Here is an 11,116-nt window from a genome sequence, read left to right on the forward strand (position 1 = left end):
GAGAAATTATGATGTCCACCACGTTATTTAAAGATTTCACCTTCGAAGCCGCTCACCGCTTACCACACGTCCCGGAAGGGCATAAATGTGGTCGCCTGCACGGGCATTCCTTTATGGTGCGACTGGAAATTACCGGGGAAGTCGATCCGCATACGGGCTGGATTATCGATTTCGCTGAACTGAAAGCGGCGTTTAAGCCAACCTACGAGCGTCTCGATCACCATTATCTCAATGATATTCCAGGTCTGGAAAACCCAACCAGCGAAATTTTAGCAAAATGGATTTGGGATCAAGTTAAACCGGTTGTGCCGCTGTTAAGTGCGGTGATGGTAAAAGAAACCTGCACCGCAGGTTGTATCTATCGCGGCGAATGATAAGAGTGTGTCGGCGGTCAATTTCCCTTAAGTAACGCTATGTTAGGGTGTTGTGTTCTGGATATCTGGGGCATGACATGGAAGACGACTGCGACATTATTATTATCGGTGCCGGAATTGCTGGCACCGCTTGCGCGTTACGCTGCGCGCGAGCGGGTTTATCCGTTTTGTTAGTGGAACGAGCGGAAATTCCCGGCAGCAAAAATCTTTCCGGCGGGCGGCTATACACCCATGCGCTCGCGGAACTCCTCCCACAATTTCACCTGACCGCGCCCCTTGAACGACGCATCACTCACGAAAGTCTTTCTCTGTTAACGCCAGATGGCGCAACGACGTTTTCCAGCTTACAGCCCGGCGGTGAATCCTGGAGTGTATTACGTGCACGATTCGATCCGTGGCTGGTTGCCGAAGCCGAAAAAGAAGGTGTCGAATGCATCCCCGGTGCGACGGTAGATGCACTGTATGAAGAAAACGGCAGGGAGTGTGGTGTCATTTGTGGTGACGATATTCTTCGCGCCCGTTATGTGGTGCTGGCAGAAGGTGCCAACAGCGTCCTGGCTGAACGTCACGGGTTAGTGACTCGTCCTGCTGGCGAAGCGATGGCGTTGGGGATCAAAGAAGTGCTGTCGCTGGAAACATCCGCTATTGAAGAACGTTTTCATCTGGAGAATAACGAAGGCGCAGCGTTGCTGTTCAGCGGCGGGATCTGTGATGACTTACCCGGCGGCGCATTTCTTTATACTAATCAACAAACGCTCTCGTTAGGGATTGTTTGCCCGCTCTCTTCCCTTACGCAAAGTCGTGTTCCGGCAAGCGAGCTGCTGGCTCGCTTTAAAACGCATCCGGCAGTGCGCCCGCTTATCAAAAACACGGAATCACTGGAGTATGGTGCGCATCTGGTGCCAGAAGGTGGCTTGCACAGTATGCCGGTGCAATACGCCGGTAACGGCTGGCTGCTGCTGGGCGATGCGTTGCGCAGTTGCGTCAATACCGGAATTTCCGTGCGCGGCATGGATATGGCGCTGACTGGCACGCAGGCGGCGGCACAAACGCTGATAAGCGCCTGCCAGCACCGCGAGCCGCAAAATCTGTTTGCGCTTTATCATCACAACGTCGAGCGCAGCCTGCTATGGGATGTTCTACAACGTTATCAGCATGTTCCGGCGCTTTTGCAACGCCCTGGATGGTACCGTGCGTGGCCTGCGTTAATGCAGGATATTTCCCGCGATTTATGGGATCAGGGTGATAAACCTGTTCCACCGCTGCGCCAGTTATTCTGGCGTCATTTACGTCGTCACGGCCTGTGGCATCTGGCGGGCGATGTTATCAGGAGTCTGCGATGTCTGTAGCCCGTAATCTCTGGCGCGTTGCCGATGCGCCGCACATTGTACCGGCTGACTCCGTTGAGCGTCAGACGGTACAACGGTTGATTAACGCTTGTCCGGCTGGTCTTTTTTCGCTCACACCGGAAGGTGACTTACGCGTTGATTATCGCGGCTGCCTGGAGTGTGGCACCTGCCGTTTGCTGTGCGACGAATCAACACTACAACAGTGGCGCTATCCGCCTTCCGGATTCGGCATCACCTACCGTTTTGGATAAATAATAAGGATAATTTATGCCCCTCTTACACCTGCTCCGCCAGAATCCGGTGATTGCTGCCGTTAAAGATAATGCCAGCCTGCAACTGGCAATCGACTCTGAATGCCAGTTTATTTCCGTGTTGTACGGCAATATCTGCACCATTAGTCAAATCGTTAAAAAGATTAAAAATGCCGGAAAATATGCTTTTATTCATGTTGATTTGCTGGAAGGCGCGTCAAATAAAGAAGTGGTGATTCAGTTTTTGAAACTGGTGACTGAGGCGGACGGCATTATCAGTACCAAAGCCTCAATGTTGAAAGCGGCAAGAGCGGAAGGTTTTTTCTGTATTCATCGCCTGTTTATTGTTGATTCGATTTCGTTTCACAACATTGATAAGCAAGTTGCGCAATCGAATCCGGATTGTATTGAGATCCTGCCAGGCTGTATGCCTAAAGTGCTGGGCTGGGTGACGGAGAAAATCCGCCAACCGCTGATTGCCGGCGGGCTGGTGTGCGATGAAGAAGATGCGCGTAATGCGATTAACGCGGGTGTTGTGGCGCTTTCCACCACGAATACCGGGGTCTGGACGTTAGCGAAAAAATTGCTTTGACGGGATACTCGTAACGAGTTGAATTTGTGTGATTTGTAGGCTGCACGCCACATCCGACATTCAGCGCCTGATACGACGCTTGACGCGTCTTATCAGGCTTACAAGTCCCCAGCCCAGAACCGTAGGCAGGATCATCCGGCAGCACGTTATTGGCAATCTGCGTGAATGGTTGTCACCAGTGCCTCCAGCACCGCTTTCCAGTCATCAACCACGCCAACATCTGCCTGTGAAAATACCGCCGCGCTGGCGTCATGATTAATCGCCACCACAAACTTGCTATTGCGTACGCCCGCCATTAACGCTGCTGCGCCGGAAGCGCCAACAACAATACACACCTCAGGCGCCAGCAGATGTCCGGAAATACCAATCACTTTTTCAGCATCAACGCCACCGTTCATCACTCGCGCCCGACTGTAGCCCACTTCGGCTCCCAGCTTTTCTACCAGCATAGCGATTTCCTGGTTATCTGCCTCTCCGCCCTGCCCCACCACCAGCACCCGTCTGGCTTCAGCTAATGGATCGCGGGTAACATTTTTCAGGTTTTCGACGCTGATAAGCCAGTCTGGAGGCGCGCCGGGGACAATGTTCAGTTGCTGCATACCAGAGGGCAACGTGGCGTTTTTCAGTGCTCCCGCCTGGCGGGCAAGGGAAAGGCATAGCGGGCGTTTTTCTGTTTGCAGCGTCGCCGTTAGCGCATTTCCCCAGTGGGATTTGCGCATGCTTACAGTTGGAATATCTAACGAAGTCACCTGGCAGATGCTTGCACCATGTAAACGCCAGGCCAGCCGGGTCGACAGTTCATCGCCAAACGTTCCCGGCGGAAAGAGAACAACGTCCGCTGGCGTTCGCTGCCACTGTTCCACCAGCGCATCCAGCACCTGTTCCGCCACTACGGGCTGAGGTTCAATCTGCCAGTGCGCCAGGGTACAACCGCTGAAATCCTGTGCCGCCAGCCAGCTTGCTATTGCGGCATTCTCCTGATTTATTGTCACAATTGTGATATTCATGGCTGCATCCTTTGGCGTAAATAGTTCTGCCATAGCTTTTGCGCTTTTTCTGCTACCGTTTGCCCATCAATCAGCGTCGCTCCGCGTCGTTGCTCTGCTCTTGCCAGTTGCAGACACTGCATCGCTGGCAATTCGGCAGCAACAGTTTTACGGATAATTTCTGCTTTCCCCGCAGCCATTCGCTGGCGCATTCCCGGTACTGGCAAGGCCACTTCACCACACTGGCGCACGGCAATCACCGCAGGCAAGCGAACCCGGCAACAGCGCAACCCATGTTCAGTACGCTGTTCGAGGGTGATAAACGGCGCGTCGAGAGTGAAACGCTCCACCTGGGTGAAACAGGGCCAGCCCAGCATTTCCGCCAGCAAAAATGGCGTTTGTCCATTCTGCCCTTCGCTGCTTTGGCAGCCGGTAATTATCAGATCCAGCGGATTCTGACGCTGCCATTCGGCAATATGGCGAGCGACAAATTCCGACGCAAAGCGCAGATCTGCCGCCGTCTCCAGCACTACAGCTTCCTCAAACCCAAGAGCCATGAGATAGCGCAGCCAGTGCAACGCCCGTTCATCCCCCATGCTCAACGCGGTTAAAGACATCGACGTACCGTTTTTTCTCTGCGCCAACAGCAGCGCGGCGGCAGCCTGTTCATCAGCACCGAGTAAACTTCGCAGAAGCGAAACATCCGGTCCGCTATTACCCTGAGCCGCCGCCTGCCACTCTTTTTCCGCCAGCATTCCGGCATCCGGTTCGGCTTTAAACGCTAACAGAATGTTCATTCGCACCTCCTACATTTCCCGCCGCCACCAGCGGGAGTGCTTTGGTTTCTGGTGCCCATAGCCAGGTCACAACAAAACCAACCAACAACACTGCCGCCAGGAGCAATAAGGTGACTTGCATTCCCCACTGCGCCAGCACCCACGGCAGCAGGCCAGTACTTACCGCCGCGCCAAGTCGACTCATGGCGGTGGCAAAACCGACGCCCAGCGAGCGAATGTCAGTAGGAAAACTTTCCGCAGGCAAAATGCCCACCAGATTACTGACTGCCGAAATGGTGGTGCTGAAGAGAACAAAAAGCAGCAGCGTTAATGAACTGCCGGAAGGCAAACAGGCCATCACGACCAGCGTTGCCGCCAGCAGCAAAAAACTTCCCAGCAAAAATTTGCGATGTGCCAGCAGGTGCGTCAGAACTAATCCCAGCAGCGCGCCCACAATTAACAACGCATTAAGCATCAGGCTGGCTGTCAGCGCATCTTCCAGACCAATAGTTTGGGCGATGGTCGGCAGCCAGGTATAAATCACAAACCATGGGATTACGAGGCAGACAAAGAAGACGCTGTTAAACGCTGTGCGCCGCCAGTAGCGCGAAGAGAACAAGGTTTTGATGTGTTTATGGGTCGCCGTTGCCACTTCATCGCCCAGTAAAACATGGGGACCAAAATAGCGATGCACGATAGCGTGAGCTTCTGCAAAACGCCCCTGGCGCAGTAGCCAGCGTGGCGATTCTGGCGTTCCCCAGCGTAATAACGTAATCAACAATGCGGGCAGAGCTGCCGATGCCAGTAGCCAGCGCCAGGCCTCCGGGCTTTCGCTAATAAAGTGATGTCCGGCAATACTTGCCAGCACATAGCCTACGGTCCACACCACGCTGAATGCGCCCAGCAAAACACCGCGATGGCGGCGCGGAGAAAATTCAGCCAGCAAAGTGTGACCGACTGAGTAATCGCCTCCCAGACCAATGCCGATCAAAATGCGCAGTCCAATAAGATGCTCTGGCGTGGTGGCAAAAAATTGTAAGAACGAAGCGAGCGTAATCAGCAAAAAGCTGAAGGTGAAGATTTTTTGCCGACCAATATGGTCGGAGATCCACCCCAAAACCAGGCTACCGATAAACAGGCCAAGTAGCGCCGAGCCGCCGATCATTCCCGCCATAAACGGCGTCAGTTGCATGGCGGGTGTAAGCTGAATAATGGCGTAACCAATGACGCCGAGGACATAACCGTCGGTCAGGTGTGCGCCGAAAGTGAGCGCAGCAATGCGGCAGTGAAAACGGTTAAGTGGTAAATCATCCATTCGCACCGGTGAAGTGTTCATCTTTACCCCTTCATTGTCCGGTAATAAGAACGGCTTCTCGCCTGAGAAGCCGAAAAGGCAACGCCCCGTCATCGCGGAACGCTGCCTGACACATTATTTTTCAATCGGATAGATAGTACCCGTATTCATAATGCCGTTAGGATCGAACTGCTTTTTCAGCCCTTCCAGCAACGCCCACGCGCTGCCGTGTTCCAGTTTGCTCCAGTGAACGCGATGTTTACCGATACCGTGGTGGTGCACCATCGAACCACCGAGGCGAATGGTTTCTTCGCAGATGATTTTGTTGAGCGGATTGTGGTACTTGTCGATTTCCTCTTCCGGCTTACAGTCAACGACGTTGTAGTCGTAGACGAAGTACATGTTGGTGCCGTTCTGATAGCTATGAGAGGAGTGACCGCCCAGCATGGTGATGTCGTCGGCATGCGGGAACTCGGTACGAATACGGTTAATAACGCTTTCGTAGATTTCGTGGATGCAGCTCCAGCAGCCGGACACTTCGGTGGTAAAGCCCATGTTGCCGGTTTTGAGGATCTGCACACGTTCAGCGGCCACTTTATCCGGCCCCCAGTTCAGGTGATTAAACCAGGTTTCGATCAGCTTGCTGTCCACTCGCTGGCATTGCGGGTAACGTGCCACGATTTCAGCAATCCCTTCGCCTGTCGCCTTCGCAATGCGAGGGTTACCTTCAGCCATAAAGATCAGCACACATTTACCATCGGCAAAATGGGTGAAGTGTTGGGTGCCATCTTCAGCGTCATACAAACGAGCGATCGACGGACGATACCCTTCCACCATGATTTCACGCAGGATGTTGAAGCCGGTTTTCATGTCTTCCAGCACATAGCCATAGAAGAGATTGTTTTCCGGCGTAAATTTGAAGATTTTCACTGTGACTTCAGTGATATAGCACAGTGCACCTTCGTTGCCAATGATGATATGACGAATGTCCGGGCCAGCCGCGCGACGTGGCACGTTTTTAATGCGTGTGACGGTGCCATCTGCCAGCACCGCTTCCAGACCAACGACCATATCCTCGATTGCGCCGTAGAGTGTGGAAAACTGCCCGATACTGCGGGTCGCCACCAGGCCGCCCATCTGCGCCAGCGGCTTTGACTGCGGAGAATGCCCCGTGGTGTAACCTTTTTCACGCAACGCGTTTTCCAGCACCTCCAGCGGAACGCCACATTGCGCCGTGGCCTGCATATTCTCAATATCAATATTAATGATTTGATTCATGGCGGAGCCGTCGAGCACCACCGAGTTTTCCACAACGGTTTCCAGCCCACCTTCGGTGGCGGAAGCACCGGTACGTGGCACACCGTTAATTTTGTGCGCATTCATAAAATTCAGCACACGGGATACTTGTTCTGTAGAACCGAGTTTTACGACCGCTGCCGGAATCGGCAAAGTATAAATTCCATGAATATCCGGAAATTTACGAAAACGGTCAATACTGTTTTTCTTTAATACCGTTTCATCGGTAATTACGCGATCTGCACCAACAATTTCCTTTAGCTGGTCGACAATCGCTGCGCGAGATAAAGACATAGTAATTCCTTCCTGATAATAAAAATGGAATAATCATTAATAAGAGAAAACAGAAACCACCGTTATGGATTAGCGCACTAAATAACCGCCATCGACCACTAATAAATGCCCGTTGACATAATTCGATGCCTGACTTGCGAGAAACACGGCTGCGCCCATTAAATCCTGAGTATCGCCCCAACGGTTTGCCGGAATATGATCAAGAACGCGCTGATTGGTTTCTGGATTACTGCGTGTCGCCAGCGTAATATCTGTTGCATAATAGCCAGGGGCAATACCATTTACCTGAATATTATATTGACCTAGTTCATCACAATAAGCTTTGGTGAACCCGGCAAGAGCATGTTTAGTGGCAGAATATGCAGGTGACCATTGTCCACCTAAGTAAGAGAACAATGAACAGATATTAATGATTTTACCGCTTTTCTGCGGGATCATAATTTTTGCTGCTTCGTAGCTTAACTCGAATGCGGCGGTCAGGTTCACGTCAATCATCGGGTCCCAGTCGGCACGACCGAAGTCCAGCACCTTATTCAGTTTACAAATACCGGCATTGTTAACCAGAATATCGACGGTACCGAAGCGCTCACAGCAGGCAGCGATAATCTTCTGCGGTGCGCCTTCTGCGGTGATATCCACCTGCATGAAGTCCACTTCAACACCCTGTTTTTCAATCATTTCCTTTGTTTCGCCGTTATCTTTAACGAAGCTTGGAATAAAGATATTTGCGCCTGCTTTGGCCAGCGCCATGGCAAATGCCTGGCCTAAACCGCTATTCCCGCCGGTAACAATTGCGGTTTTACCTTTCAGGGAGAAAAAATCCATTGAGAACGCATTGAGAGATTCGATTGACATAGTTAGCTCCAATTTCCGTAAGGCAAAAAAAAAGAAAGGTAACTTCCCCCGCGAGAGGGAAGTTACCTTTCTCATTATCTCTGGTAACTGGAGATAATTTTTAGCATAAGGGCATAATCGCTAATGTGATCGTAATCACAGTGTGATATTCGAATTGTCAAATAATTTTAAAAAGCAGAAGCGTGATTACTCTCACACAACACCTCTGCTTTCCATGTTATTTCTTATTGCAATTACTAGAGACCTGAGAAAAGTAATCCACCTGAAAGGGCGGCTTACTTTTCTCTTTTTTTTGTCTATTACAAATGGGAATACGATATGCAACACAACTCATATCGCCGTTGGATAACCCTCGCGATAATTAGTTTTAGCGGCGGCGTTAGTTTCGACCTGGCTTATTTACGTTATATTTATCAAATTCCCATGGCGAAATTTATGGGATTCAGCAATACCGAGATAGGTTTAATAATGAGTACCTTTGGTATTGCAGCTATTATTCTTTATGCCCCCAGCGGCGTTATTGCCGATAAATTTTCACACCGCAAAATGATTACTTCCGCGATGATCATTACCGGATTACTGGGTCTGTTAATGGCAACGTATCCACCGCTGTGGGTAATGCTCTGTATTCAGGTCGCCTTTGCGATAACGACGATTTTAATGCTGTGGTCGGTGTCGATTAAAGCCGCCTCATTGCTGGGCGATCATAGTGAGCAAGGGAAAATTATGGGCTGGATGGAAGGGCTGCGCGGCGTCGGTGTAATGTCGCTGGCGGTGTTTACCATGTGGGTCTTTTCTCGCTTTGCGCCGGATGACAGCGCCAGCCTGAAAACAGTCATTATTATCTACAGTGTGGTTTACATCTTGTTGGGGATTCTGTGCTGGTTTTTTGTTAGCGATAACAACAACCTGCGCAGTACCAATAACGAAGAAAAACAGTCATTCCAGCTTAGCGATATCCTGGCCGTTTTGCGTATCAGTACCACCTGGTATTGCAGCATGGTGATTTTTGGTGTCTTCACTATCTACGCCATTCTGAGTTACCCCACCAACTATCTGACCGAAATGTACGGCATGTCGCTGGTGGCGGCGAGCTACATGGGGATTGTGATCAACAAAATCTTCCGCGCACTGTGCGGCCCACTTGGTGGCATTATCACCACCTACAGCAAAGTGAAATCCCCTACCCGCGTGATCCAAATCCTTTCCGTACTCGGCTTGCTGGCGTTAACTGCCCTGCTCGTCACGAACTCTAACCCGCAATCGGTCGCGATGGGGATTGGCCTGATTTTACTGCTGGGATTCACCTGTTACGCCTCACGCGGGCTGTACTGGGCCTGCCCTGGCGAAGCGAGAACACCGTCTTACATTATGGGCACCACGGTAGGTATTTGTTCGGTGATTGGATTCCTGCCGGATGTCTTCGTTTACCCGATTATCGGCTACTGGCAAGACACCCTGCCCGCTGCAGAAGCCTACCGCAACATGTGGCTAATGGGTATGGCGGCGCTTGCCATGGTGATCATCTTTACCTTTTTGCTGTTCCAAAAAATTCGTACTGCTGATAGCGCCCCCGCAATGGCTAGCAGCAAGTAAGCCAGGAAAATTACAGGAGAAAAATCATGTCGAAAAAATACATCATAGGGATTGATGGCGGAAGTCAGAGCACAAAAGTGGTGATGTACGATCTGGAAGGTAATGTGGTTTGCGAAGGCAAAGGCTTATTGCAGCCGATGCACACGCCAGATGCCGATACCGCAGAACATCCTGACGATGATTTATGGGCATCACTATGTTTTGCCAGTCACGATTTGATGAGCCAGTTTGCCGGGAATAAAGAAGATATTGTCGGCATTGGCCTGGGCTCAATCCGTTGCTGCCGTGCGCTATTGAAAGCCGATGGTACGCCAGCTGCGCCGTTGATTAGCTGGCAGGATGCACGCGTTACACGCCCTTACGAACATACGAATCCTGACGTGGCATATGTCACCTCTTTTTCGGGTTATCTGACGCATCGCTTAACCGGCGAGTTTAAAGACAATATCGCCAACTATTTTGGTCAGTGGCCGGTGGATTATAAGACCTGGGCATGGAGCGAAGATACCGCGGTAATGGAGAAGTTTAATATTCCCCGACAGATGCTTTTTGATGTGCAAATGCCGGGCACTGTTCTTGGGCATATCACTCGTCAAGCCGCGCTGGCGACACATTTCCCGGCTGGGCTGCCGGTTGTTTGTACCACCAGTGATAAACCGGTAGAAGCTCTGGGAGCCGGGTTACTGGATGATGAAACGGCGGTAATTTCTCTTGGCACCTATATCGCGTTGATGATGAACGGCAAAGCACTACCGAAAGATCCGGTGGCGTACTGGCCGATTATGTCTTCTATTCCGCAAACATTGCTGTATGAAGGTTATGGTATTCGCAAAGGCATGTGGACGGTGAGCTGGCTGCGCGACATGTTAGGCGAGTCGTTAATTCAGGATGCCAAAGCACAGGATCTTTCACCGGAAGATTTGCTCAACAAAAAAGCGTCTTGCGTGCCACCTGGTTGTAATGGGCTGATGACGGTGCTGGACTGGCTGACCAATCCGTGGGAACCATACAAACGCGGGATTATGATCGGCTTTGATTCCAGCATGGATTACGCATGGATATATCGTTCGATACTGGAAAGCGTGGCGCTGACGCTGAAGAACAATTACGACAATATGTGTAATGAAATGAATCACTTTGCAAAGCATGTGATCATTACTGGCGGCGGTTCGAACAGCGATCTGTTTATGCAGATTTTTGCCGACGTGTTCAACCTTCCGGCACGCCGTAACGCCATTAATGGTTGTGCAAGTCTGGGGGCAGCGATCAATACGGCGGTAGGTCTGGGGCTATACCCGGATTACGCAACGGCTGTCGACAAAATGGTTCGCGTGAAAGATATCTGAACCGCCCCGGAAATCCTGGAGACTAAACTCCCTGAGAAAGAGGTAAACAGGATGACTAAAAATACTCGTTTTTCCCCCGAAGTCCGTCAGCGGGCGATTCGTATGGT

At 51.2% G+C, this 11,116-nt stretch carries 10 protein-coding genes and 1 pseudogene; 6 read left to right on the plus strand and 5 right to left on the minus strand.

Features of this window, described 5'->3' with window-relative positions:
• Nucleotides 1-11: 11 nt before the first annotated feature.
• The 4 genes from queD to ACJHWT_RS21360 all read left to right on the plus strand — a co-directional run bounded on the left by queD (nucleotide 12) and on the right by ACJHWT_RS21360 (nucleotide 2,566).
• Nucleotides 12-374: a 6-carboxytetrahydropterin synthase QueD gene (queD, locus tag ACJHWT_RS21345; protein WP_000108291.1), complete on the plus strand. Its 363-nt coding sequence runs from the start codon at nucleotides 12-14 to the stop codon at nucleotides 372-374.
• Nucleotides 375-451: 77 nt separating this feature from the next.
• Nucleotides 452-1,723: an FAD-dependent oxidoreductase gene (locus ACJHWT_RS21350; protein WP_065203377.1), complete on the plus strand. Its 1,272-nt coding sequence runs from the start codon at nucleotides 452-454 to the stop codon at nucleotides 1,721-1,723.
• Entirely contained in the window at nucleotides 1,714-1,974 is a 261-nt protein-coding gene (locus ACJHWT_RS21355; RefSeq protein WP_000109536.1) for a ferredoxin family protein, read from the plus strand. Before ACJHWT_RS21350 ends, ACJHWT_RS21355 begins: the two co-directional genes overlap by 10 nt.
• Before the next feature lie 16 nt (nucleotides 1,975-1,990).
• Entirely contained in the window at nucleotides 1,991-2,566 is a 576-nt protein-coding gene (locus ACJHWT_RS21360) for a glycerol-3-phosphate responsive antiterminator (RefSeq protein WP_001130278.1), read from the plus strand.
• Between the two features lie 146 nt (nucleotides 2,567-2,712).
• Here the strand turns inward: ACJHWT_RS21360 and ACJHWT_RS21365 are convergent, their stop codons facing one another.
• The 5 genes from ACJHWT_RS21365 to ACJHWT_RS21385 form a co-directional block, all read right to left on the minus strand.
• Nucleotides 2,713-3,573 (minus strand): electron transfer flavoprotein subunit alpha/FixB family protein, encoded by an 861-nt coding sequence (locus ACJHWT_RS21365; RefSeq protein ID WP_001318005.1) that lies wholly within the window; start codon nucleotides 3,571-3,573, stop codon nucleotides 2,713-2,715.
• Nucleotides 3,570-4,349, minus strand: coding sequence for an electron transfer flavoprotein subunit beta/FixA family protein (locus ACJHWT_RS21370; RefSeq protein ID WP_001318006.1), 780 nt, complete (start codon nucleotides 4,347-4,349; stop codon nucleotides 3,570-3,572). Before ACJHWT_RS21370 ends, ACJHWT_RS21365 begins: the two co-directional genes overlap by 4 nt.
• Entirely contained in the window at nucleotides 4,327-5,736 is a 1,410-nt protein-coding gene (locus ACJHWT_RS21375; RefSeq protein ID WP_021539298.1) for an MFS transporter, read from the minus strand. The genes ACJHWT_RS21370 and ACJHWT_RS21375 overlap by 23 nt, the downstream gene beginning before the upstream one ends.
• Before the next feature lie 21 nt (nucleotides 5,737-5,757).
• Entirely contained in the window at nucleotides 5,758-7,212 is a 1,455-nt protein-coding gene (locus ACJHWT_RS21380) for an FAD-binding oxidoreductase (RefSeq protein WP_000059315.1), read from the minus strand.
• 69 nt (nucleotides 7,213-7,281) lie between these two features.
• A complete protein-coding gene (locus tag ACJHWT_RS21385; RefSeq protein ID WP_000021322.1) occupies nucleotides 7,282-8,067 on the minus strand; it encodes an SDR family oxidoreductase in 786 nt (261 codons plus the stop codon).
• A gap of 318 nt (nucleotides 8,068-8,385) precedes the next feature.
• On the opposite strand from ACJHWT_RS21385, the gene ACJHWT_RS21390 reads away from it, so the two are divergent.
• Both ACJHWT_RS21390 and ACJHWT_RS21395 read left to right on the plus strand, forming a co-directional pair.
• On the plus strand, nucleotides 8,386-9,663 hold the full coding sequence (locus ACJHWT_RS21390; RefSeq protein ID WP_065203378.1) for an MFS transporter: 1,278 nt from the start codon (nucleotides 8,386-8,388) through the stop codon (nucleotides 9,661-9,663).
• Nucleotides 9,664-9,689: 26 nt separating this feature from the next.
• Nucleotides 9,690-11,006: pseudogene (locus ACJHWT_RS21395) on the plus strand (FGGY-family carbohydrate kinase); the annotation flags it as partial.
• Nucleotides 11,007-11,116: the final 110 nt, after the last annotated feature.

The sequence above is a fragment of the Escherichia sp. WS338 genome (assembly GCF_046486405.1).
Lineage (GTDB): Bacteria > Pseudomonadota > Gammaproteobacteria > Enterobacterales > Enterobacteriaceae > Escherichia > Escherichia coli.